This is a genomic window from Anaerococcus ihuae (genome assembly GCF_928368155.1).
In the GTDB taxonomy this organism is placed as follows: Bacteria; Bacillota; Clostridia; order Tissierellales; family Peptoniphilaceae; genus Anaerococcus; species Anaerococcus ihuae.
The window spans coordinates 415,242-434,900 of sequence record NZ_CAKMRU010000002.1 but is presented as its reverse complement, the minus strand read 5'-3'; the positions used below and the strand labels follow the sequence as shown (position 1 = coordinate 434,900).

Here is a 19,659-nt window from a genome sequence, read left to right as displayed (position 1 = left end):
ACTTTAAAATTACATATAAAATCTAAAACAAATTTTAAAATTACATATAAAATCTAAAATAAATTTTAAAAATTCCATATAAAATCTAATACATTTTTTAAAATTCCATTGATAATAAAAAATAAATTAACTTATCGAAATCCGTTGATAATGAATCTATATATCATTTGATAATCCATATAAAAAATATTTATATTAAATTTAAAATATACAAAAATTTTAATTCTAAAATATAAAAGTAATAAGTAAAAATAAAAATCAAGTTTGATTACAGAGTGTAGACAAAGTATGAATGTAGATAATATTTTATTTTAAAATTAAAATTAAGCTACGTACCATCTCGACTAGATGATTGTGCCTTGATTTGGCACAATCATCCCTAAAAATAAGTGCGAAAGCACGAAGAAATTTGCAAAGCAAAGGTGTTTTAGTGTGAGTGAAACGAAGGCATGGAGAGATCTCACGATATTTCTCGACTCACTACGTTCGCTCGAAATGGTCGAATTTTTAGTTTGTCAAAAGACTAAAATCAAGTTTGATTATTCACCTTATTTTAAAAATTAAAAATTCCCACAAAAAAAGCACCTTATTTTCATAAGATGCTATAGAGTAAGTTTTATACAAGTTCTAATATTGCTCTTTCAGAACCATCGCCTTTTCTTGGTCCAAGTTTCAATACTCTAGTGTATCCACCGTTTCTATCTTCATATTTTGGTGCAATTTCACCAAATAATTTTTGAACTGTAGATGGTTTGTAAATATATTGAGCTGCTTGTCTTCTTGTGTGAAGTGTATTTTTCTTTCCTAATGTAATCATACGATCAGCCATTTTTTGAGTTTCTTTTGCTCTTGTTAGGGTAGTAGTAATTCTACCATTGTCTAACAAAGAAGTTACTTGATTTCTTAGTAAGGCATTTCTATGATCTGTTCTTCTACCAAGCTTTCTTTTATTAGCCATCATATCCTCCTATTCTTCTCTTAAACTAAGTCCTAAACTATGGATCTTATCAACAACTTCTTCAAGAGATTTTTTACCGAAGTTTTTGATATCCTTTAGTTCAGATTCACTTTTTTCTATTATCTCACCAACAGTATTATATCCTGCTCTTTTTAGACAATTAAATGACCTTAATGAAAGATCTAATTCCTCAATAGTTTTTGATAATTCCACTTGATTATCATATTCTTCCACTATTTCTTCAATTTCTTCTTCCTCATCTTCTGGTGGGAATTGTTGACCTGGAAGATCTTTGAAAAATCTAATGTCTTCCATTAAAATTGAAGCACCTTCAGATAAGGCTTCTTGAGGAGTGATTGTTCCATCAGTCCATACTTCAAGAATTAATTTATCATAATCAGTAGACTCACCAACTCTAGTATTTTCAACTGTAAAGTTTACACTTTTTACTGGAGTAAATGATGAATCAATAGCTATTGCTCCTATTGGGTCTGTATCCTTTTTATTTTGCTCAGCTACTCTATATCCTTTACCATCAGTAACATCAAGAGCTACAAACAATCTTCCTTTATCATTAACTGTTGCAAGATAATGATCAGGATTTGCCACATCTATTTGGGCATCTGTTTTTATATCTTTAGCTGTAACAATCTTAGGTCCTTCTATATCTAAAAATAGTGTTAGATCTTCTTTAGTATGTTTTTTAATATCAATACCTTTGATATTTAATATTAATTCAGGTACATCTTCAACAACTCCAGGAATTGTAGAAAATTCATGTAGTACCCCGTCTATAAGAATCTTTGAGACGCTAGAACCAGGTAAGGATGATAAAAGCATCCTTCTCATACTGTTTCCTATGGTTGTACCATAGCCTCTTTCGAGTGGATATAAGACAAATTTACCGTAGTTAGTTTCTTCGTCTATATCTAAAATTTCAATCTTTGTATCTAATTTTTCTATCATTGTATCTCCTTAGTTCTAACAATTTAACTAATTCTATTTAGAATAGAACTCAACAATCATACGTTCTTCTACAGGTATATCTATATCTTCTCTTGTTGGGAAGTTTGTAACTTTTACCTTTAAGTTTTCTAAATCTGAATCTAACCATGAAACTATGCCAAATGATTGGTTTGTTTCTTTGATAGCCTTAAATAATTGGCTTGATCTAGATTTTTCTTTTACTTCAATTACATCACCTTCGTTTACAAGAATTGATGGGATATCAACGCTTTTTCCATTTAATAATAAATGTCCGTGTGTAACGATTTGTCTTGCTTCTCTTCTTGTTCTTGCAAGTCCTGATCTAAATGCTATATTGTCAAGTCTTCTTTCACAAAGGATTATTAAGTTTTCACCTGTTTGTCCTTGCATTTTTGAAGCTTTTTCGTAATAGCCTCTAAATTGTTTTTCACTTACTCCGTAGATGAATTTAGCTTTTTGTTTTTCCCTTTGTTGCATACCGTATTCACTAAGTTTTCTTCTTTGATTAGAGTTTGATCTTTTTGATTCTCCTGAGTAACCTAAATATGCTGGGCTAATTCCTAAGCTTCTACATCTTTTAAATATTGGATCTCTGCTTACTGCCATAGTTTCTCCTTATTAAACTCTTCTTCTCTTAGGTGGTCTACAACCATTGTGAGGAATTGGTGTTACATCTTTTATCATTGTTACTTCAAGTCCTGCAGCTTGTAAGCTTCTGATTGCAGATTCTCTTCCTGAACCAGGTCCTTTAACAAATACTTCTACACTTTTTAAACCATATTCCATAGCTTTTTTAGCTGCTTCTAAAGCTGCTTCTTGTGCTGCAAAAGGAGTAGATTTTCTTGATCCTCTAAAACCTAATTGTCCAGCACTTGCCCATGATAAGGCATTTCCTTGTGCATCTGTCAAAGTTACCATTGTATTATTGAATGTTGAATTGATATGAGCTTGTCCTCTTTCGACATTCTTTTTAACTCTTCTTCTACCTCTTTTAGCAGAAGATTTTTTAGTCTTTGCTGCCATATCTCCTCCTAATGTCTTCCTTTTCTAGTTCTAGCGTTATTCTTTGTATTTTGACCTCTTACAGGTAAACCTCTTTTGTGTCTAATTCCTCTGTAGCAATTGATTTCTCTAAGGTTTCTAATATTCATAGATACTTCACGTCTTAAATCACCTTCGATTGTATAGTCGTCTAATATCTCACGAATTTTTCCTAATTCGCCTTCTGTAAGGTCTTTCATTTTTGTATCAGGATTAATTCCTGCTTTTTCCAAAATTTCTTGTGCTGAAGATTTTCCTATACCATAAATATAAGTCAATCCAATTTCTGCTCTTTTTTCTCTAGGTAAGTCTATACCAGCTATTCTTGGCATCTAATACCTCCTTAACCTTGTCTTTGTTTATGTTTTGGATTTTCGCAAATTACCATAACTTTACCGTTTCTTTTGATAATTTTGCATTTATCACACATTTTTTTTACTGATGCTCTAACTTTCATTATCGTTCTCTCTTTCTTTATCTAAACTTTAAGATTTAAAATAACAAGAAAAAATCGTAGATTTTTTATTGTTATTTGCGTCTCCAAGTAATTCTGCCTTGAGTAAGATCGTATGGAGATAGTTCTACTGTTACTGTATCTCCTGGTAATATTCTAATGTAGTTCATTCTTAGTTTTCCTGAAATATGCGCTTGTATTTCATGACCATTTTCTAGTTCTACTTTAAATATTGCATTTGGTAGAGCTTCTCTAACTACTCCTGTTACTTCTATAGCATCTTTTTTTGACATCGATAAAATCTCTCCTTTTCTTTTTATTTTGATCTATTAATGTCTGATTGATTCATTTTTTTAACAACAAGACATAATCTAGATATCTTTAATGAAAGACTCTATCTTTATCTCGTTTTCGATTTTGTAATTCATTGAAAAATTTAGCATATTTGTTAATATTTTTATCTTATTTTTCTAAACTTTTTTTAATTTGATCAAAAACTTCGTCAGGAGTTTTTGCACCGTCAATAGTAACTAATATACCTTTTTTGTCGTAGTAATCAATCAAAACTGATGTGTGTTTGTTGTAAACATCAAGTCTTTCTTTTACTGCTTCTTCTGTGTCATCTTCTCTTTGGATTAATTTTTCTCCAGTTTCATCATCAATTCCTTCAACTTTTGGAGGATTGTATTTGATGTGATAAACTTTTCCAGTTGACACATTTACTCTTCTTCCAGATATTCTTTCAATAATTACATCTTCAGGTACATTGATATTTATTACCTTATCAATCTTCTTATCTCTTTTTTGCATTCCTTCATCAAGTGCTTCGGCTTGAGTAATATTTCTTGGAAAACCGTCAAGTAGTACGCTTTTTCCATCTTCTACTTTGTCTAAGGCATCCCAAACTAAATCTATTGTTAACTCATCTGGAACTAATTGACCTTTGTTAATGTATTCTTTTGCCTTAGCTCCTAAAGGTGTATTATTTTTTATATTTGTTCTAAATATATCACCTGTTGATATTTGAACTGCATCTAATTCTTTGATTAATCTTTCTGCTTGTGTTCCTTTTCCTGCTCCCGGAGGGCCTAACAATATGATATTCATAATATTACCTATTTAAAAATCCTTTATAGTTTTTCATAGTAAGCATCGCTTCTATTTGTTTCACTGTTTCAAGTATTACACCAACAACTATTATTACTGAACTTCCACCAAATGATAAGTTTAGTCCTAAAAATCTTGATGATAGAGCTGGTACTATTGTAAGTAAAGCTAACGAAATAGCACCAATAAATGTTATTTTATTTCCAACTTTTGCTAGGTAATCGCTAGTTGGTTTTCCTGGTCTTATTCCTGGAATAAAACCACCGTTTTGTTGGAGTTGTTTTGCATATTCAACTGTATTAAATTGTATCATGTTGTAGAAGTAAGCAAATACTAATATTAATACTGCTTGAACTACAAGATAAATTATAAATCCATAGCTTGATTTACTGAAGAATTGATTTAATCCTCCATTAGCTTTTCCCATAAATAATGATATTGTTGATGGTATTGCTAATACTGCTGATGCAAAGATTATTGGCATTACTCCACTCATATTTACTTTTACTGGGATATGAGTTGATTGTCCACCATACATTTTTCTTCCAACTACTCTTTTTGCATATTGAACTGGAATTTTTCTCTCGCCTTCTGTAATTTTTACTGTAAATACTACTATAAAAATTACTACAATAGCCATTACTAGGATTGATATCCAAGAAATTGTGTTGTAATGAAGTCCAGTTTTCCATGTTTTAAGTGTTTTTGGTACGTTTGCTATGATACCCATGAAGATTATAATTGATACACCATTTCCAATTCCTTTTTCTGTTATGGTTTCTCCCATCCATGTAACAAGCATTGTTCCACCGATTAGAACTACATTCATAACTATTTTTTGGAATGATGTTGCAGATGATAAAGCTGCTCCATATAATCCGTTTGTTATTGCTATAGCTTGGAATATTGCAAGAAATATTGTCATATATCTTGTATATTTTTGTATAGCCTTTCTTCCTGCTTCGCCTTCTTTTGTTAGCTCTTCAAGTCTTGGTATAACAACTGTTAATAATTGCATTACAATTGATGCTGTAATGTATGGTTGTACTCCAAGTGCAAATATCGATAGGGTTGAAAGTCCGCCACCTGTTAACATATTTAAATAATCAACAAGGGTTCCTTCCATTCCTTTATATGCCTCAGCTAACTTTTGTGCGTCTATAAATGGAATTGGGATGTTATTTCCTAATCTATAGATTAATAACATCACTAGAGTGAAGTAGAATTTCTTTCTTATTTCTTCTTCACCCCAAGCTCTTTTTAATGTATCAAACATTAGATCACCTCAGCCTTTCCCCCTTGGGCTGTGATTTTTTCTTCTGCAGATTTTGTAAATTTATGAGCTTTTACTGTTAATTTTTTTGTTATTTCGCCGTCACCTAGAATTTTAATTCCAGCTTTTGCTTTGTTTTTATTTAAAATTTTATTTTCGAATAGTAGTTCAGGTGTAACTTCTGTTCCGTCTTCAAAAATATCTAAATCGCAAACATTGATTGTTTCGTATTCTTTTTTATTGATATTTTTAAATCCTCTTTTTGGAAGACGTCTAAATAGTGGCATTTGTCCACCTTCAAATCCTGGTCTAACTCCGCCACCGCTTCTTGAGTTTTGTCCGTCTTGACCACGACCTGCTCTAGTTCCGTTTCCACTTCCTGGACCTCTACCTTTTCTATTTTTTGTTTTTAGCTTTTGGTTAGGTTTTAAATCGTGAAGTTTCATTTTACACCTCCTAGCTTAATTCTTTAACTTCCAACATAAATGGAATTTTGTTTATCATTCCTCTTAATGCAGAAGAGTCTTCTCTAACTACTGTTTGACCAATCTTTTTAAGACCTAGTGCTTTTGCTGTAGCTATTTGATCGTCCTTTCTGCCTATGAAGGATTTCTTTAATTTAATTTCAACTTTTGCCATAGAATACTCCTTAATAATCGAATTCTTCTATTGATTTACCACGTAATCTTGCAACATCTTCTACTGTCTTCATAGAAGCAAAAGCTTTTAAGCAAGCATTAATGATATTTTTTGGATTTGATGAACCTAAGTTTTTAGCTCTGATATCCTTGTATCCTGCAAGTTCACAGATAGCACGAACTGGTCCACCAGCTATGATTCCAGTACCTTCTTTAGCTGGCATTAATAGTACAGATCCTGCACCTTTGTTTGCCAATATTCTGTGTGGAACTGTAGTATTTACTATAGGAACTTTAACCATGTGTTTTTTTCCATCTTCTGTAGCTTTTCTTATAGCTTCAGGAACTTCTGTAGCTTTTCCTGTTCCTACTCCTACATGTCCATTTTGATCTCCTACTACCACTAAGGCAGCAAATCTCATGTTACGTCCACCTTTTACAGTTTTAGCAACTCTATTTATACTAACTACTCTATCTTCGAGGTTTAGTTTGTCTACATCTTGTTTTAATAAATACATCTAAATCCTCCCTCGTTAAAACTTAAGACCATTTTCTCTTGCTGCTTCAGCTAGGGCTTTTACTTTTCCGTGATAAAGATATCCGTTTCTATCAAAAACAACCTCTTCGATTCCTTTATCAAGTGCAACTTTTGCTATCATTTCACCAACTTTTGTGGCAGCTTCTATGTTTGCACAATTTTCTAAACCTTCGTTTACTTCTTTTTGTAATGTGTTTGCACTTGCAAGTGTTACTTGTGCATCATCATCAATTAATTGTGCGTATATATTAGTATTTGATTTGTAGACGCTAAGTCTTGGTTTTTGAGCAGTTCCACTGACTTTATTTCTAACTCTATACTTACGAGTTTTTAATCTTTGCTCTTTAGTTTTTTTAGCCATTATTGCCCCCTACTTACCTGTCTTACCAACTTTTCTTCTAATATGTTCGCCTTCATAACGGATTCCTTTACCCTTGTATGGTTCAGGTTTTCTCCAGTTTCTGATATTAGCTGCATATTGTCCGACAAGTTGCTTATTTATTCCTTTTACAACGATAGTTCTATCGTTAGGAACTTCAACTTCAATACCTTCAGGATCGTCCATTTTAACTTGGTGTGAAAATCCTAGATTCATTACTAGTGTTTTACCTTGTTTTTGGGCTCTATATCCTGTTCCTTCTATTTGTAGAGTTTTTTGATAACCTTCTGTTACTCCTAAAACCATATTTGCAATTAATGATCTGTAAAGACCATGTTCTTGATTTTCAATTTTTGTAGGATTTTCAGAAGTTATTACTAACAACTCGTTTTCTTCTTGTTCAAGTTTCAAGTTTTTTGATACTAATTGAGAATCTTCACCTTTTGGTCCTTTTACTGTAACCAAATTGTCTTTAACATCAATAGTTACTCCAGAAGGGATTTCAATTGGTTTTTTACCTATTCTTGACATTTATTCCTCCTTACCATACATAACACATAACTTCGCCGCCGACATTTAATTCTCTTGCAGCTTTATCTGTTAATAGTCCTTTTGATGTTGAGATTATCGCAATTCCAAGTCCATCTAAAACTTTTGGTACTTCGTTTGCTTTTACATAAACTCTTAATCCTGGTTTAGAAATTCTTCTAAGTCCTGTAATAACTTTTTCGCCTTCTTCTGCGTATTTTAAGTCTATTGTAAGAATACCTTGCTTATTGTCCTCTTCTACATCAAATCCTTTGATGTAACCTTCGTCTAATAGAATTTGAGCAATAGCACGTTTCTCATTAGAAGATGGTAAGCTTACAGATGTATGATTAGCTTTGTTACCATTTCTTATTCTTGTTAGCATATCCGCAATTGGATCTGTCATCATAATTATTTTCCTCCTAACTTACCAGCTTGCTTTTCTTACTCCAGGAATTTCACCTTTGTTTGCGAGCTCTCTAAAGCATACACGGCAAATACCGTATTTTCTCAATACAGAATGTGGTCTTCCACAAATTTTGCATCTTGAATATGCTCTTGTACTATATTTTGGCTTTCTTTTTTGTTTCGCAATCATTGACTTTTTTGCCATTTTTTGCTCCTTTATTTTCTGTAAGGCATTCCCATTAATGTTAAGAATGCTTTAGCTTCTTCATCAGTTTCTGCTGTTGTTACAAAAGTAATATCCATACCATGTAAGAAATCAACATCATCATAGTTAATTTCTGGGAAGATTAATTGTTCTTTAATTCCTAATGAATAATTTCCTCTTCCATCGAATGAATTTGGATTAATTCCTCTAAAGTCTCTAACTCTTGGTAGAGAAATTGAGATTAATTTATCCATGAAATCATACATTTTTTCTCCTCTAAGAGTTACCTTTGTACCTATTGGTTGGCCTTCTCTTAGTTTAAAGTTTGATACAGATTTTTTTGCTTTTATTTCAATTGGTTGTTGACCTGTAATAAGTGCAAGTTCATTTTTTGCCTTGTTTAAAATGTTTTTGTTATCTTTTGCTTCACCAAGTCCGATGTTTATAACAATTTTTTCAAGTTTTGGCACTTGCATTAAGTTTTTATAACCGAATTGATCCACAAGACCTTTAACAACTTCTGATTTGTATTTTTCTTTTAATCTACTTGTCATAATTACTCCTTTTGGATCTAATCGAATTTTTCGTCAGTTTTTTTGCAAACTCTAACTTTTTTTCCATCGATTATTTCAGTTGATGTCCTTACACCTTTTTTTAAGCTTTCTGAGTATAGTAGAACTTTTGATGCTGAGATTTTTCCTTCTCTTTCAAATCTTCCACTTTCTTCACCCATTTGTCTTGCTTTTTGGTGTTTAGTTTGAATGTTTGCACCTTCAACTATTACTCTATTTTCTTTAGGAAATGCTTTAATAACTTCTCCTACATGTCCTTTGTATTCACCTGATATTACTTGGACTTTGTCGCCTTTTTTAATATGCATTTAATCCTCCTATAATACTTCCGGTGCAAGTGAGATAATTCTCATGAATCCTTCATGACGAAGTTCTCTTGTTACTGGCCCGAATATACGAGTTCCTACAGGTGATTTGTCGTCTTTTACTATTACAGCTGCGTTGTCATCAAATTTGATATATGATCCATCGCTTCTTTTAACTCCTCTTGAAGTTCTTACTATAACTGCTTTTACAACTTCACCTTTTTTTACCGCTCCACCGGGTGTTGCACTTTTAACTGAACATGTAACTATATCCCCAATGTTTGCGTATCTTCTTCCGGCTCCTCCAAGAACTTTGATAACTGAAAGTTCTCTTGCTCCGGAGTTATCTGCTACTCTCATACGAGATTCTTGTTGTATCATAATAATCTCCTTTACCTAATTAAGCACGAACAGCAGTTTCGTTAATTTTAACTAGTCTCCATGTTTTTGTCTTTGCTAATGGTCTAGTTTCCATTATTGTTACTGTATCGCCAACTCTAGCTTCATTGTTCTCATCGTGAGCTTTATATTTCTTACTAACTTTTAATCTTTTTTTGTATACAGGGTGTTGGATTTTTGTTTCAACTTTTACAGTGATTGTTTTATCCATTTTATCTGATACAACTACTCCTTGAACGGATCTTCTACTATTTCTTTCCATCAAGTTAAGCCTCCTTGTTTATATTGAGCTTTCTCTCTGTTTGGATTGTTTTTACTCTAGCTATATCTTTTTTAACATTTCCAATAGCAGCTGGGTTTTCTAGTTGACCTGTAGCCAATTGGAAACGAAGATTAAATAATTCAGATTGTAAATCGAAAAGTTTTTTATTTAATTCGCTTTCACTTAATTTTCTGATTTCTACTGCTTTCATTAAGCTTCCTCCACTTCTTTGACTTCAAGCCTTTTAACGAATTTTGTTTTGATTGGAAGTTTTTGTGCTGCAAGTCTCATAGCTTCTCTTGCTACTTCTTCGCTAACTCCACTCATCTCAAACAACATTCTACCTGGTTTTACTACTGCTACCCAATATTCTGGAGCACCTTTACCAGATCCCATTCTTACTTCTGCTGGCTTCTTTGATACTGGTTTATCTGGAAATACTTTAATCCAAATATTTCCGCCTCTTTTTATATATCTTGTCATAGCACGTCTTGCAGCCTCTATTTGGTTTGCTGTAAGCCATGTACTATCAAGTGCTTGTAATCCGTATTCACCATAAGCAAGGGTATTGCCTTTTTGGGCTTTACCTTTCATTCTTCCTCTATGTTGTCTACGATATTTTACTCTTTTAGGCATTAACATAATCTTGTTTCCTCCTTGAGATAATAATATTATCTATCGTTATTTCTTCTATTTGGACGTCTTCTTTTATTTCTTCTGTTTTGCTTTGGTTGTTTGATATCAGGAATTCTTTTTGCTTTTTCTCCTGGAAGAACTTCTCCTCTATTTATCCAAACTTTACATCCAATTTTACCGTATTGGGTATCTGCTTCTGCAAAACCATAATCAACATCTGCTCTTAGTGTTTGAAGTGGTACTTTTCCTTCGTTGTATCCTTCACTTCTTGCCATATCAGCTCCACCAAGTCTACCAGATACTTGTGTTTTAATTCCTACAGCTCCAGCTCTCATTGTTCTTTGAACTGCTTGTTTCATAGCACGTCTAAATGTGATACGATTTTCAAGTTGTGCTGCAATGTTTTCAGCTACTAATTGGGCATCAACGTCTTGGTTTTTGATTTCTTCAACGTTTATTATTACTCTTTTACCAGGAGCAATTTTTTCAACTTTTTTCTTTAATTCTTCTACTCCTGCTCCGCCCTTTCCGATTACCATTCCTGGTTTTCCGGTGTAAACTGAAACTTTTATGTTATTTACTGCTCTTTCAATTTCTATATCAGAAATTCCAGCATCGTAAACTTCTTTTTTAACTAATTCTCTTATCTTATGATCTTCTACTAAAAGTTCAGAAAAGTCTTTTTTATTTGCATACCATTTAGAGTCCCATTCTTTAATTACGCCAACTCTAAAACCTTTAGGATTTACTTTTTGACCCATTATTATGCCTCCTCTACTTCTTCTTGTGTAAGAACTACGCCTATGTGAGATGATCTCTTAAGGATTGGATAAGCTGCACCCTTTGCCTTAGGTCTCCATCTTTTCATAGTTGGAGCGTCGTTTGCGAAGGCTTTTTTAACAATAAGATTTTCTCTAGATAATCCGTTATTGTTTTCTGCATTTGCTATTGCACTTTTTAGTACATCTGAAAGTAGTCTAGCACCTTTTTTATTTGTAAATCTTAAAATATTAAGTGCTTCATCTACTTGTTTACCTCTAATTTCTCTACATATATAATTAACTTTAAGAGGAGATATTCTTACATATTTAGCTGTTGCTTTTACTTCCATTTATACTCTCCTAACTTAATTTTGATTTCATTTCAGTTGCTTTTTTAGCATGACCTTTGAAAGTTCTTGTTGGAACGAACTCTCCAAGTTTATGTCCAACCATATCTTCTGTTATATATATTGGAACATGTTTTCTACCGTCGTGAACTGCTATAGTATGTTCTACAAATTCAGGAAATATTGTAGAACGTCTTGACCAAGTTTTAACTACCTTTTTGTCATTTTTTTCATTTAATGCTTCAATTTTTTTCATTAAATGTTCATCGACAAAAGGTCCTTTTTTTAGTGATCTAGCCATTAAATCCCCCTATTTTTCGTTTCTTCTTCTTACTATATATTTAGAAGATTTATTTTTCTTTCTTCTTGTTTTAAGACCAAGTGCTGGTTTACCCCATGGTGTTGATGGTGCTGGTCTTCCTACTGGAGTTCTTCCTTCACCACCACCGTGTGGATGGTCTACTGGGTTCATTGCTGATCCTCTTACGTGTGGTCTTTGTCCCATGTATCTTGTTTTTCCAGCTTTACCAACTCTTACTAATTCGTGTTCAATGTTTCCAACCATTCCGATTGTAGCTTTACAATCATTGTGGATTAGTCTTGTTTCACCACTTGGTAATTTTACTGTTGCAAATCTTCCTTCTTTAGCCATAAGTTGAGCAGAAACTCCTGCACTTCTTACAAGAATTGCTCCTCTTCCTGCTTTAAGTTCGATATTGTGGATTTGTGTACCTACTGGAATATCTTTTAATTCAAGTGCATTACCTGGTTTGATATCAGCTTCTTTTCCACTTTCAACTATATCTCCAACCTTTAAATTTCTTGGAGCAAGTATATATCTTTTTTCTCCATCAGCATAAGCTAAAAGAGCAATGTTTGCTGATCTGTTTGGATCATATTCAATAGCTTTTACTCTAGCTGGTATATTATCTTTGTTTCTTTTGAAATCAATGATTCTATATTTTCTTTTAGCTCCACCACCTCTATGGCGAACTGTTATTCTACCAGTGTTGTTTCTTCCGCCTGATTTTCTTAAATCAGTTGTTAAAGATTTTTCTGGTGCTTTTTTTGTAATTTCACTGTATGTCATAACAGACATATTTCTGTGTCCGTTTGATGTTGGTTTTAATTTTCTTATAGGCATTTAAATCCTCCCTACATTCCGTCGAAGTATTCAATTGCTTCAGAATCTTCAGTTAATGTAACATAAGCTTTTTTCCAATCAGCTTTTTTACCATAACCATATCTAGTTCTAACTTTTTTACCAGTAAAGTTTAATGTCCTAACTTTTTTAACCTTTACTCCTTCAAAGATAGCTTCGATTGCGTGTTTGATTTCTGCTTTGTTTGCATTTTTGTCTACTTCAAAAGTGTATTTATTTTCTTCAATTAATTCCATACTTTTTTCAGTAATTATTGGTCTTTTTACTATATCGTAAGGTGATTTCATTATATAAATACCTCCTCAAGTTTATTTATTGCATCTTTTGTGATAACAAGTTTGTCGTGTCTTAAAAGATCATATACATTGATTAAGTTTGCTTTTTCAACATTACATCCTTCAATATTTCTAAATGATCTATAAACTTTATCATCATTTTCAGCAATAACAACATATGCTTTTTTGTCTGCATTAATGTTATTTAAAATTTTATTAGCTTCTTTTGTTTTGTATGAGTCAAGTTTTAATTCATCAAGTACGATTAATTCATTTTCATTTACTTTTGAAGTTAAAACTGAGTAAAGAGCTTTTCTTCTCATTTTCTTAGGAATTTTGTAGCTATAGTCTCTTGGCTTTGGTGCAAATACAATTCCACCACCTGTATAGTGAGGTGCTCTTATAGATCCTTGTCTAGCTCTACCTGTTCCTTTTTGTCTAAATGGCTTTCTTCCACCACCTCTTACTTCTGCACGAGTCTTAGCGGATTGTGTGCCTTGTCTTTTATTAGCTAGTTGGTTTTTAACTGTATCATAAACAGCTGTTTCAGCAATTTCTGCTGCAAAAAGAGTTTCATTTAACTCGATTTCACCAACATTTTCTCCTTTAATATTTAAAACTTCTACCTTAGGCATTTATTCCTCCTTATTATAGGCTCTTGATTGCTTGTTTAACTTGAACAAGTCCACCTTTTGGTCCTGGAACTGCGCCTTTAACTAGGATGTAGCTGTCTTCAGTATTTACTTTAACAACTTTTAGGTTTTGAACTGTTACACGTTCATTTCCCATTTTTCCAGAGCCTTTTCTACCTTTGAACACTCTAGCTGGATCAGAACCTGCTGCTCTTGCACCTGCTACTCTGTGTGATTTAGAACCGTGGCTTGCTGGTCCTCTTCCGTAGTTCCATCTTTTGATAGCACCTTGTGTTCCTTTTCCTTTTGAAATAGCAGTAATATCTACCAATTCTCCTTCTTCAAATTGATCAACACTAAGTGTATCTCCAGGATTTAATTCGGATTTTTCATCAAGTCTAACTTCTTTTAAAAATCTTTTGTAAGAAGCACCAGCCTTGTCAAAGTGTCCTTTGATAGGTTTTTTAACATTTTTTTCTTTTTTGTCATGATAACCGATTTGAATTGAGTTGTAACCATCAACTTCTTCTGATTTAACTTGAACAATTACGTTCTCATCAGCCTTAAGTACAGTTACAGGTGTAACAACACCATCTTCATCAATGACTTGAGTCATGCCTACTTTTGTTGTAAATATACTCTTCATTTGAGTACCTCCTTAATTACAGCGGATTGATCCAAAATTATTTGGAAAACCTTCAATCATTCTAATTACAGTTTTATTTCAATGTCAACACCAGCTGGTAAATTTAGTTTCTTTAAAGAATCTAAAGTTTTTGCATTTGGTCCAATGATGTCGATTAATCTTTTGTGTGTTCTTTGTTCAAACTGTTCTCTTGAGTCTTTGTATTTGTGAACCGCACGAAGAATTGTTATAACTTCTTTTTCAGTTGGTAATGGAATTGGTCCACTTACTTTTGCTCCTGATCTTTTTACCGCTTCAACGATTTTCTCTGCAGAGCTGTCAATTATTTCATGATCATATGCTCTTAGTCTAATTCTTATCTTTTGATTAGCCATTTTTCCTCCTTTTGATGTGCCACCCTACCGGGCGTTTAATTATATTTGGAAAGCACTAGAGATTATTCTCTAGCTTGCTTGGTGGAAATTACCTTCCACATCTGGCTTAAGTGTGAAAGCAACCTCCCACTTCATAGCACTTAAATATGATACAACAAATCATAAGAAAAATCAAGTAAATTTAACAAGTTTTTTAAATTTAAGAAATCTTCTTTTCAATTTTTGTATCAATCTGTTCATTTATATATTTTTTTTAAAAATCTTTCAAGTTTTTTAAAAATTTTCTTACTATTTCTTACTATATATAAAGGAAAGTTTTCTATAGTATATCTTTTAAACTTTCTTTTTCTAAAATATAAATTTCTCTACCTTTAATTTTTATAATATTTTCATCCGCCATATTTGATAATTCCCTTGAAAGTGATGGTCTTGTCGTTGCTAGAAAATCTGCTAGTTCTTCTCTTGTTTGGTCTAAAATTACTTTTCCATCTTTTTCTTCTATTAATAAGAAATTCGAAATTTTTTGTCTTAGGGTAAATTGGTTGGTTATTTGATTTTTTTGGCTTAATATTAGGCATTTCTTGCTTATTAAATCTATATAATTTATCAAAAAGGATTTTGGCATCGATTCGTTTATTAATTTTCTAAAGTCTTTTATTATTATTAATTTTGATTTTTTTTGAACATATGCTGAAAAATCGTAAGCTTCTTCAAGATAGGCGTAGACTTCTCCGAATATTGCTTTTTGATTGAATGTTTGAATTATTGATCTTTTGCCATTTGGGTCAAATTTTGCAACTAGTATTGAGCCTTCTTCTAGAAAATATAGGTCTTTTTTTATATCTCCTTGGTTAAAAATATAGGATCCTTTTTCATATATTTTTTCTTCGACTTTTATGTTTTCTTTTAAAATTTCTAAATCTTTTTCTGATAAATTTTTAAAAATTGTTATTTGTCTTAAATTCATTTTCCACCTCTATTTAAATTATATATCATTTTAATTTTTTTCAAATTTAAAAGTGATGAGGGATTTTTCCTCACCACTTTGTTTATAGAAATTTATTTCTTTTTGTATCAAAATCTAATCCTGATTTATAAATTTCATCAATTTTTATATTATTTTCTTTTGCCAATGGCTCAATTTTTTCAATATCTTCCTTATTATATACGTAAACTGAAACGCCACAAGCATGGCTTGCCTCTCTTGGTGTTGGTGCAAGGGTTGCTTTTATTTTTTCATCTCTCAAGATTTCCAATAAATTTGTGGCTATGCTTGCATTTTCTACTAGGATAAAATATTTCATTAGTCAAGCATTTCTATAAATGCACCAATTCTTGTTTTTAATTGTTCTGCATCTTCGTCTGTATAGTCAGTTTCTATTCCAATACATGGAATATTTTCTTCTTTTAATCTTTTTTCTACGAAATATCCTTCTGTATCGTAAATATTACAGAATTTAAGGTTGATATCTATTACTCCGTCGGCATTGTATTCGTGATAAAGTCTTATTATATCATCAATTCTTGATGTGTTTGGTGTAAAGCAAGCACAATTTATGCTGCCCAAATATCTTTTTGCAAGATTTTTAACTTCTGTATCTAAATCTCCCTTGGTTTCGTCTACTGGATTTTCTATATATCTAATTCCAGTACACAATTCTTCCCCAACAACTGCTCCACCATTTGTTTCGATTATTTGGTGCAATTTCCAGTTTGGAATTGAAAGTGGAGTTCCTGTAAGAAGAATCCTTTTTGTTCCTTTTTCAAATACATTTACATTTTCCTTAACTCTTTGGTCAAGTTCATCACAAAGTTCATTTACTTTTTGTGTAAATCTTACTGGATCATCGAAAAATGAAATTTGTGTTATAAGAAGGGTATCTCTTCCTGAAATTGGAACATTGTCAAGTTTCCTAAAATCGTAAAGTCTTTGCATAGCACGTCTTTTGTTATTTATCATAACAATTGCATCGTGTAGGCTTTCCTCTGTGATTTTATTTCCTGTTAATTCTTCAATCCTATCTATATATAATTTGATTTCTCTTTCCCATTTTTCGAAATCTTCGTCCCTTTTCATTTGTGGGATATCCATTATATACATTGGAGCATCTTCTGCCAAAATTTCCCAAGCTTTTTTCTTGCCGTCACAAGTTGTTTCTCCAACAAATAAATCTGCTATCCTAAAAAATGGACAAGTTCTGTCAAATCTTGCACCAAGTGATGCTTTTATCAAAGGACAAGTTGCTGTTGGTAATTTTTTCTCTCCACCTGGAACCCAAAATTGTGATCCTGAGCAAAGTCCTGTAGAAATTCCGTTTGCTGCCCAAACAACTTCTTCTGGAACGTGGATACAAAAACTTCCTATAACTTTTTGTCCATTTTTTTGAGCTTCAATCAATTCTGATGGTCTTGCCCCATGAATATCTGCAGCAACTGCGTTAAAATAATCCATTTTTTCTGGTCTGTTTTCTTGTGATAAAAAAACATCTCCAAAAGCTTGTGGCAAAGCCTCGCACAATAAATCGTGCTTATCAAGATCCATACTCAAATCGTCCCACATTTTATGATTTTTATCCATATTATTTCTCCTTGTATGTTAAGATTTCATCCGCCTCGTATATACATTTTTTAAAAGTAAAATCAGGATTTTTTGACCTTACAATTTTATAATCTTCACAAATTTTTTTATCAATAATATCGCTTACTACATAGGAACAAGTTGCTTTTATAATTTTTCTCTCAGTTTTTTTCTTATCGTATTTGGTCCTTATTTTTTCAAGAAAAGAAATTCTTTCATCCAAATCTTTGATAAATCTTATGTAAAATTCTAATTTAAAAAGCAAGTCCCCACTAATGCTAGTTTCTTCTAAATCTTCCAATAAATTTTTAATTTTCCCAAGTTTTTTCTGACTTTCTTTATAAATTTTTTCATCAAATTTTATGCCATCAAGATTTTCAAGATATGATTTTAGGTCATTTTCAAAAACCACATCCTTGTCAGTATTTTCTATCAAAAATTTATTGAATTTATCGCAATAAGAATCAACCACAAAAAATTTTGAGGAATATATGAGGGGGCATTTTTTAGTTTTTAGATAGGCAATTGTAGAATTTATTGGATCACAAATATTATCCAAATTAAAATATTCAAATATGTAGCTGTCTAAGCCAATAATTGGATAGACAATAAAACCGTAAGAGATCAAAAGTGCCTCAACTTTATCGGAAAAAACTCCTACTACATTGTCTTTTTCCATTTTTGCATAAATTGCATCCACATAGGCAGCTCTTCTGAAATCTTCTAGTTTGGTTTTCATAAAATAGCAGCTCCAATCGCTCCAGCAAATCTTCCATCAGGGTGACTTTGAACATCTCCATCAAGCTTTTCTTCCAAAGATTTCATTATATATTCATTATTAGAAAAACCTCCAGTAAGAAAATATCCGTCATCAGATTTTTTTTGAGCAAGTTTTGAAACTTTTGAAACTATTGAATTTATAACTCCACTTGCTATATCTTCTCTTTTTGTTCCTTTTCCCATCAAAGAAACAACTTCAGATTCTGCAAAAACCGTACAAGTTGAAGAAAGTTCTATGTCTTTGCCATTTTTTGCCATTTGGAAAAATTCATTCAAATCAAGACCAAGCCTATTTGCCATAACTTCCAAAAATTTCCCAGTTCCAGCCGAACACTTATCATTCATCAAAAAATCCACAACCCTATCTTCATTTTGAACAATTATTTTTGTATCTTGTCCTCCAATATCAATTACGGTCCTATCTTTTGATCCCAAAAAATGTGCTCCCTTGCCGTGGGCGGTAATTTCTGTGATAACCTTATCAGCAAAATCTACAGCAATTCTTCCATAACCTGTAGCAGTAATGTGACTTTCCTTTCTGTCATAACCCAAATTTCCTAATTTTTTTATTATTTTTCTACCAGTTTCCTTACTGTTCCATCCACTGCTTATAACTTCTTTGTAAAGTATTTCATTTTTTTCATTATTTAAGACAACATATTTACTAGCTGTTGATCCAATATCTATTCCAATATAATACATATTAACCTCTCTTATATTACATGATAACATATGATGAAATCCATTTCAAAATTTCAAATTTATTTTTTCACAAATGATTTTAAATTTTTATTTGCAATTTTTTAAATGTAAATCCACCTTGTAATAAATCATAAAGCAGGATTTTTCCACTTTTTATTTTGCCTACATTTAGTATAATAAAATAAAAAAGGGGGACTTATGGAAAATAAATTAGTTGAACTTTTAAATGAAAATTCATCCTTTGCCTATGGATTTTTATTATATGAAGATAAGGGAAAAATTTTAATAAATAACCTTGATGACCAAGGAAGATTTGATGGATATACCTTAATTTCAAAAGATTTGGTAGAAATAAAAGAAAAGTCAGATTTTTTGAAAAAATTAAAGATTTACAATGAATATTGGAAATCAATAAGCATAGGAAAATCTGACAGCGAAGTTTTTAAAAATAAGCCTGATTTTTATAATATAGTAAAATATGCCAAGGAAAACGGAAAAATAATAAATTTGGGAAAAAATTTGGATTATTACGAATTGATTTGTGGTTATGTAAGAGATATCATAGATGATTTTGCCGTAATTGATGCAGTAGACCAAAACTCTGGTGAAATTTACGATGAGTTTGAAATTGATATTAAAGAAATAAAATATATAGAAGTTGAATCGATAGATAATATTTTGCTTGATTTTGTAAATAAAAAATAAGTTTGGA

General features: G+C 31.8%; 36 protein-coding genes. 1 reads left to right on the top strand and 35 read right to left on the bottom strand.

What is annotated here, in order from left to right; all coding sequences use genetic code 11:
- Positions 1 to 616 precede the first annotated feature (616 nt).
- From rplQ to L6653_RS07090, 35 genes are all read right to left on the bottom strand, one after another.
- Entirely contained in the window at positions 617 to 958 is a 342-nt protein-coding gene (gene rplQ, locus L6653_RS07260) for a 50S ribosomal protein L17 (RefSeq protein ID WP_004815511.1), read from the bottom strand.
- Positions 959 to 967: 9 nt separating this feature from the next.
- Positions 968 to 1,924 (bottom strand): DNA-directed RNA polymerase subunit alpha, encoded by a 957-nt coding sequence (locus L6653_RS07255; protein WP_236786284.1) that lies wholly within the window; start codon positions 1,922 to 1,924, stop codon positions 968 to 970.
- Between the two features lie 33 nt (positions 1,925 to 1,957).
- Complete coding sequence (gene rpsD, locus L6653_RS07250) at positions 1,958 to 2,551, bottom strand: 30S ribosomal protein S4 (RefSeq protein ID WP_236786282.1); 594 nt, start codon at positions 2,549 to 2,551, stop codon at positions 1,958 to 1,960.
- Positions 2,552 to 2,563: 12 nt separating this feature from the next.
- Positions 2,564 to 2,968, bottom strand: coding sequence for a 30S ribosomal protein S11 (rpsK, locus tag L6653_RS07245; RefSeq protein WP_004838124.1), 405 nt, complete (start codon positions 2,966 to 2,968; stop codon positions 2,564 to 2,566).
- Positions 2,969 to 2,976: 8 nt separating this feature from the next.
- Positions 2,977 to 3,318, bottom strand: coding sequence for a 30S ribosomal protein S13 (gene rpsM / locus L6653_RS07240; RefSeq protein WP_004838123.1), 342 nt, complete (start codon positions 3,316 to 3,318; stop codon positions 2,977 to 2,979).
- An 11-nt stretch (positions 3,319 to 3,329) separates the two neighbouring features.
- The gene (rpmJ, locus tag L6653_RS07235; protein WP_004818043.1) at positions 3,330 to 3,443 is read right to left on the bottom strand and encodes a 50S ribosomal protein L36; all 114 of its coding nucleotides are present in this window, start codon (positions 3,441 to 3,443) and stop codon (positions 3,330 to 3,332) included.
- 71 nt (positions 3,444 to 3,514) lie between these two features.
- Positions 3,515 to 3,733 carry a translation initiation factor IF-1 gene (gene infA / locus L6653_RS07230; RefSeq protein ID WP_019116565.1) on the bottom strand — a complete coding sequence of 73 codons (219 nt, stop codon included), beginning with the start codon at positions 3,731 to 3,733 and terminating at the stop codon, positions 3,515 to 3,517.
- A gap of 169 nt (positions 3,734 to 3,902) precedes the next feature.
- Positions 3,903 to 4,547 (bottom strand): adenylate kinase, encoded by a 645-nt coding sequence (locus L6653_RS07225; RefSeq protein ID WP_236786280.1) that lies wholly within the window; start codon positions 4,545 to 4,547, stop codon positions 3,903 to 3,905.
- Positions 4,548 to 4,551: 4 nt separating this feature from the next.
- On the bottom strand, positions 4,552 to 5,823 hold the full coding sequence (gene secY / locus L6653_RS07220) for a preprotein translocase subunit SecY (RefSeq protein ID WP_236786278.1): 1,272 nt from the start codon (positions 5,821 to 5,823) through the stop codon (positions 4,552 to 4,554).
- On the bottom strand, positions 5,823 to 6,266 hold the full coding sequence (gene rplO, locus L6653_RS07215; protein WP_236786276.1) for a 50S ribosomal protein L15: 444 nt from the start codon (positions 6,264 to 6,266) through the stop codon (positions 5,823 to 5,825). Before rplO ends, secY begins: the two co-directional genes overlap by 1 nt.
- Positions 6,267 to 6,276: 10 nt before the next feature.
- The gene (rpmD, locus tag L6653_RS07210; RefSeq protein ID WP_004815493.1) at positions 6,277 to 6,459 is read right to left on the bottom strand and encodes a 50S ribosomal protein L30; all 183 of its coding nucleotides are present in this window, start codon (positions 6,457 to 6,459) and stop codon (positions 6,277 to 6,279) included.
- Positions 6,460 to 6,469: 10 nt separating this feature from the next.
- Positions 6,470 to 6,976: a 30S ribosomal protein S5 gene (gene rpsE, locus L6653_RS07205; protein ID WP_236786274.1), complete on the bottom strand. Its 507-nt coding sequence runs from the start codon at positions 6,974 to 6,976 to the stop codon at positions 6,470 to 6,472.
- Between the two features lie 15 nt (positions 6,977 to 6,991).
- Positions 6,992 to 7,357 carry a 50S ribosomal protein L18 gene (rplR, locus tag L6653_RS07200; protein ID WP_004838116.1) on the bottom strand — a complete coding sequence of 122 codons (366 nt, stop codon included), beginning with the start codon at positions 7,355 to 7,357 and terminating at the stop codon, positions 6,992 to 6,994.
- 9 nt (positions 7,358 to 7,366) lie between these two features.
- Positions 7,367 to 7,906 (bottom strand): 50S ribosomal protein L6, encoded by a 540-nt coding sequence (rplF, locus tag L6653_RS07195; RefSeq protein ID WP_058990984.1) that lies wholly within the window; start codon positions 7,904 to 7,906, stop codon positions 7,367 to 7,369.
- 10 nt (positions 7,907 to 7,916) lie between these two features.
- Positions 7,917 to 8,312 (bottom strand): 30S ribosomal protein S8, encoded by a 396-nt coding sequence (gene rpsH, locus L6653_RS07190; RefSeq protein WP_049690550.1) that lies wholly within the window; start codon positions 8,310 to 8,312, stop codon positions 7,917 to 7,919.
- 18 nt (positions 8,313 to 8,330) lie between these two features.
- Entirely contained in the window at positions 8,331 to 8,516 is a 186-nt protein-coding gene (locus tag L6653_RS07185) for a type Z 30S ribosomal protein S14 (protein ID WP_004838113.1), read from the bottom strand.
- Between the two features lie 11 nt (positions 8,517 to 8,527).
- Positions 8,528 to 9,070 carry a 50S ribosomal protein L5 gene (rplE, locus tag L6653_RS07180; RefSeq protein ID WP_058990986.1) on the bottom strand — a complete coding sequence of 181 codons (543 nt, stop codon included), beginning with the start codon at positions 9,068 to 9,070 and terminating at the stop codon, positions 8,528 to 8,530.
- Positions 9,071 to 9,087: 17 nt separating this feature from the next.
- Positions 9,088 to 9,396, bottom strand: a complete 309-nt coding sequence (rplX, locus tag L6653_RS07175) for a 50S ribosomal protein L24 (protein WP_004815475.1) — start codon at positions 9,394 to 9,396, stop codon at positions 9,088 to 9,090.
- Between the two features lie 9 nt (positions 9,397 to 9,405).
- Positions 9,406 to 9,774, bottom strand: a complete 369-nt coding sequence (gene rplN, locus L6653_RS07170; protein ID WP_004815474.1) for a 50S ribosomal protein L14 — start codon at positions 9,772 to 9,774, stop codon at positions 9,406 to 9,408.
- A 19-nt stretch (positions 9,775 to 9,793) separates the two neighbouring features.
- Positions 9,794 to 10,054: a 30S ribosomal protein S17 gene (rpsQ, locus tag L6653_RS07165; protein ID WP_058990987.1), complete on the bottom strand. Its 261-nt coding sequence runs from the start codon at positions 10,052 to 10,054 to the stop codon at positions 9,794 to 9,796.
- A 4-nt stretch (positions 10,055 to 10,058) separates the two neighbouring features.
- Positions 10,059 to 10,265 (bottom strand): 50S ribosomal protein L29, encoded by a 207-nt coding sequence (rpmC, locus tag L6653_RS07160; protein WP_019116578.1) that lies wholly within the window; start codon positions 10,263 to 10,265, stop codon positions 10,059 to 10,061.
- Positions 10,265 to 10,696, bottom strand: a complete 432-nt coding sequence (rplP, locus tag L6653_RS07155) for a 50S ribosomal protein L16 (protein WP_058990988.1) — start codon at positions 10,694 to 10,696, stop codon at positions 10,265 to 10,267. Before rplP ends, rpmC begins: the two co-directional genes overlap by 1 nt.
- Positions 10,697 to 10,725: 29 nt before the next feature.
- A complete protein-coding gene (gene rpsC / locus L6653_RS07150; protein WP_058990989.1) occupies positions 10,726 to 11,451 on the bottom strand; it encodes a 30S ribosomal protein S3 in 726 nt (241 codons plus the stop codon).
- Positions 11,452 to 11,453: 2 nt separating this feature from the next.
- A complete protein-coding gene (rplV, locus tag L6653_RS07145) occupies positions 11,454 to 11,801 on the bottom strand; it encodes a 50S ribosomal protein L22 (RefSeq protein ID WP_004838108.1) in 348 nt (115 codons plus the stop codon).
- Between the two features lie 10 nt (positions 11,802 to 11,811).
- On the bottom strand, positions 11,812 to 12,099 hold the full coding sequence (rpsS, locus tag L6653_RS07140; RefSeq protein ID WP_004838107.1) for a 30S ribosomal protein S19: 288 nt from the start codon (positions 12,097 to 12,099) through the stop codon (positions 11,812 to 11,814).
- Between the two features lie 9 nt (positions 12,100 to 12,108).
- Entirely contained in the window at positions 12,109 to 12,942 is an 834-nt protein-coding gene (rplB, locus tag L6653_RS07135) for a 50S ribosomal protein L2 (protein ID WP_236786272.1), read from the bottom strand.
- Between the two features lie 11 nt (positions 12,943 to 12,953).
- Positions 12,954 to 13,247 carry a 50S ribosomal protein L23 gene (gene rplW, locus L6653_RS07130; RefSeq protein WP_236786270.1) on the bottom strand — a complete coding sequence of 98 codons (294 nt, stop codon included), beginning with the start codon at positions 13,245 to 13,247 and terminating at the stop codon, positions 12,954 to 12,956.
- Positions 13,247 to 13,870 carry a 50S ribosomal protein L4 gene (rplD, locus tag L6653_RS07125; RefSeq protein WP_236786267.1) on the bottom strand — a complete coding sequence of 208 codons (624 nt, stop codon included), beginning with the start codon at positions 13,868 to 13,870 and terminating at the stop codon, positions 13,247 to 13,249. The genes rplW and rplD overlap by 1 nt, the downstream gene beginning before the upstream one ends.
- 13 nt (positions 13,871 to 13,883) lie before the next feature.
- Positions 13,884 to 14,513, bottom strand: coding sequence for a 50S ribosomal protein L3 (rplC, locus tag L6653_RS07120; protein ID WP_236786266.1), 630 nt, complete (start codon positions 14,511 to 14,513; stop codon positions 13,884 to 13,886).
- Between the two features lie 65 nt (positions 14,514 to 14,578).
- Complete coding sequence (gene rpsJ / locus L6653_RS07115) at positions 14,579 to 14,887, bottom strand: 30S ribosomal protein S10 (protein WP_004815458.1); 309 nt, start codon at positions 14,885 to 14,887, stop codon at positions 14,579 to 14,581.
- A gap of 319 nt (positions 14,888 to 15,206) precedes the next feature.
- Positions 15,207 to 15,854: a Crp/Fnr family transcriptional regulator gene (locus L6653_RS07110; protein ID WP_236786264.1), complete on the bottom strand. Its 648-nt coding sequence runs from the start codon at positions 15,852 to 15,854 to the stop codon at positions 15,207 to 15,209.
- 82 nt (positions 15,855 to 15,936) lie between these two features.
- The gene (locus L6653_RS07105) at positions 15,937 to 16,191 is read right to left on the bottom strand and encodes a putative Se/S carrier protein (RefSeq protein ID WP_236786263.1); all 255 of its coding nucleotides are present in this window, start codon (positions 16,189 to 16,191) and stop codon (positions 15,937 to 15,939) included.
- Positions 16,191 to 17,465 carry a double-cubane-cluster-containing anaerobic reductase gene (locus tag L6653_RS07100; RefSeq protein ID WP_236786261.1) on the bottom strand — a complete coding sequence of 425 codons (1,275 nt, stop codon included), beginning with the start codon at positions 17,463 to 17,465 and terminating at the stop codon, positions 16,191 to 16,193. Before L6653_RS07100 ends, L6653_RS07105 begins: the two co-directional genes overlap by 1 nt.
- A 1-nt stretch (position 17,466) precedes the next feature.
- Positions 17,467 to 18,204, bottom strand: a complete 738-nt coding sequence (locus L6653_RS07095; protein ID WP_236786260.1) for a hypothetical protein — start codon at positions 18,202 to 18,204, stop codon at positions 17,467 to 17,469.
- Positions 18,201 to 18,947, bottom strand: coding sequence for an acyl-CoA dehydratase activase (locus tag L6653_RS07090; RefSeq protein WP_236786258.1), 747 nt, complete (start codon positions 18,945 to 18,947; stop codon positions 18,201 to 18,203). The genes L6653_RS07095 and L6653_RS07090 overlap by 4 nt, the downstream gene beginning before the upstream one ends.
- A 198-nt stretch (positions 18,948 to 19,145) precedes the next feature.
- On the opposite strand from L6653_RS07090, the gene L6653_RS07085 reads away from it, so the two are divergent.
- Positions 19,146 to 19,652 carry a hypothetical protein gene (locus L6653_RS07085; protein ID WP_236786256.1) on the top strand — a complete coding sequence of 169 codons (507 nt, stop codon included), beginning with the start codon at positions 19,146 to 19,148 and terminating at the stop codon, positions 19,650 to 19,652.
- Positions 19,653 to 19,659 lie beyond the last annotated feature (7 nt).

Bases quoted from the DNA above. Each gene is read 5' to 3' on its own strand.
- secY (WP_236786278.1), bottom strand. From the start codon at position 5,823: ATGTTTGATACATTAAAAAGAGCTTGGGGTGAAGAAGAAATAAGAAAG.
- rplC (WP_236786266.1), bottom strand. From the start codon at position 14,513: ATGAAGAGTATATTTACAACAAAAGTAGGCATGACTCAAGTCATTGAT.
- rplW (WP_236786270.1), bottom strand. From the start codon at position 13,247: ATGAAATCACCTTACGATATAGTAAAAAGACCAATAATTACTGAAAAA.
- rplN (WP_004815474.1), bottom strand. From the start codon at position 9,774: ATGATACAACAAGAATCTCGTATGAGAGTAGCAGATAACTCCGGAGCA.
- L6653_RS07105 (WP_236786263.1), bottom strand. From the start codon at position 16,191: ATGAAATATTTTATCCTAGTAGAAAATGCAAGCATAGCCACAAATTTA.
- rplB (WP_236786272.1), bottom strand. From the start codon at position 12,942: ATGCCTATAAGAAAATTAAAACCAACATCAAACGGACACAGAAATATG.
- rplV (WP_004838108.1), bottom strand. From the start codon at position 11,801: ATGGAAGTAAAAGCAACAGCTAAATATGTAAGAATATCTCCTCTTAAA.
- L6653_RS07255 (WP_236786284.1), bottom strand. From the start codon at position 1,924: ATGATAGAAAAATTAGATACAAAGATTGAAATTTTAGATATAGACGAA.
- L6653_RS07185 (WP_004838113.1), bottom strand. From the start codon at position 8,516: ATGGCAAAAAAGTCAATGATTGCGAAACAAAAAAGAAAGCCAAAATAT.
- rpsC (WP_058990989.1), bottom strand. From the start codon at position 11,451: ATGGGTCAAAAAGTAAATCCTAAAGGTTTTAGAGTTGGCGTAATTAAA.
- rplR (WP_004838116.1), bottom strand. From the start codon at position 7,357: ATGGCTAAAAAAACTAAAGAGCAAAGATTAAAAACTCGTAAGTATAGA.
- rpmC (WP_019116578.1), bottom strand. From the start codon at position 10,265: ATGAAAGCAGTAGAAATCAGAAAATTAAGTGAAAGCGAATTAAATAAA.
- rplF (WP_058990984.1), bottom strand. From the start codon at position 7,906: ATGTCAAGAATAGGTAAAAAACCAATTGAAATCCCTTCTGGAGTAACT.
- L6653_RS07110 (WP_236786264.1), bottom strand. From the start codon at position 15,854: ATGAATTTAAGACAAATAACAATTTTTAAAAATTTATCAGAAAAAGAT.
- rpmJ (WP_004818043.1), bottom strand. From the start codon at position 3,443: ATGAAAGTTAGAGCATCAGTAAAAAAAATGTGTGATAAATGCAAAATT.
- infA (WP_019116565.1), bottom strand. From the start codon at position 3,733: ATGTCAAAAAAAGATGCTATAGAAGTAACAGGAGTAGTTAGAGAAGCT.
- L6653_RS07225 (WP_236786280.1), bottom strand. From the start codon at position 4,547: ATGAATATCATATTGTTAGGCCCTCCGGGAGCAGGAAAAGGAACACAA.
- rplX (WP_004815475.1), bottom strand. From the start codon at position 9,396: ATGCATATTAAAAAAGGCGACAAAGTCCAAGTAATATCAGGTGAATAC.
- rplP (WP_058990988.1), bottom strand. From the start codon at position 10,696: ATGTTAATGCCTAAAAGAGTAAAATATCGTAGACAACATAGAGGAAGA.
- rpsK (WP_004838124.1), bottom strand. From the start codon at position 2,968: ATGGCAGCAAAGACTAAAAAATCTTCTGCTAAAAGAGGTAGAAGAAGA.
- L6653_RS07085 (WP_236786256.1), top strand. From the start codon at position 19,146: ATGGAAAATAAATTAGTTGAACTTTTAAATGAAAATTCATCCTTTGCC.
- rpsM (WP_004838123.1), bottom strand. From the start codon at position 3,318: ATGCCAAGAATAGCTGGTATAGACTTACCTAGAGAAAAAAGAGCAGAA.
- rpsH (WP_049690550.1), bottom strand. From the start codon at position 8,312: ATGATGACAGATCCAATTGCGGATATGCTAACAAGAATAAGAAATGGT.
- rplD (WP_236786267.1), bottom strand. From the start codon at position 13,870: ATGCCTAAGGTAGAAGTTTTAAATATTAAAGGAGAAAATGTTGGTGAA.
- rplO (WP_236786276.1), bottom strand. From the start codon at position 6,266: ATGAAACTTCACGATTTAAAACCTAACCAAAAGCTAAAAACAAAAAAT.
- rpsE (WP_236786274.1), bottom strand. From the start codon at position 6,976: ATGTATTTATTAAAACAAGATGTAGACAAACTAAACCTCGAAGATAGA.
- L6653_RS07090 (WP_236786258.1), bottom strand. From the start codon at position 18,947: ATGTATTATATTGGAATAGATATTGGATCAACAGCTAGTAAATATGTT.
- rpmD (WP_004815493.1), bottom strand. From the start codon at position 6,459: ATGGCAAAAGTTGAAATTAAATTAAAGAAATCCTTCATAGGCAGAAAG.
- L6653_RS07095 (WP_236786260.1), bottom strand. From the start codon at position 18,204: ATGAAAACCAAACTAGAAGATTTCAGAAGAGCTGCCTATGTGGATGCA.
- rpsS (WP_004838107.1), bottom strand. From the start codon at position 12,099: ATGGCTAGATCACTAAAAAAAGGACCTTTTGTCGATGAACATTTAATG.
- rpsJ (WP_004815458.1), bottom strand. From the start codon at position 14,887: ATGGCTAATCAAAAGATAAGAATTAGACTAAGAGCATATGATCATGAA.
- L6653_RS07100 (WP_236786261.1), bottom strand. From the start codon at position 17,465: ATGGATAAAAATCATAAAATGTGGGACGATTTGAGTATGGATCTTGAT.
- rpsD (WP_236786282.1), bottom strand. From the start codon at position 2,551: ATGGCAGTAAGCAGAGATCCAATATTTAAAAGATGTAGAAGCTTAGGA.
- rplE (WP_058990986.1), bottom strand. From the start codon at position 9,070: ATGACAAGTAGATTAAAAGAAAAATACAAATCAGAAGTTGTTAAAGGT.
- rplQ (WP_004815511.1), bottom strand. From the start codon at position 958: ATGGCTAATAAAAGAAAGCTTGGTAGAAGAACAGATCATAGAAATGCC.
- rpsQ (WP_058990987.1), bottom strand. From the start codon at position 10,054: ATGGAAAGAAATAGTAGAAGATCCGTTCAAGGAGTAGTTGTATCAGAT.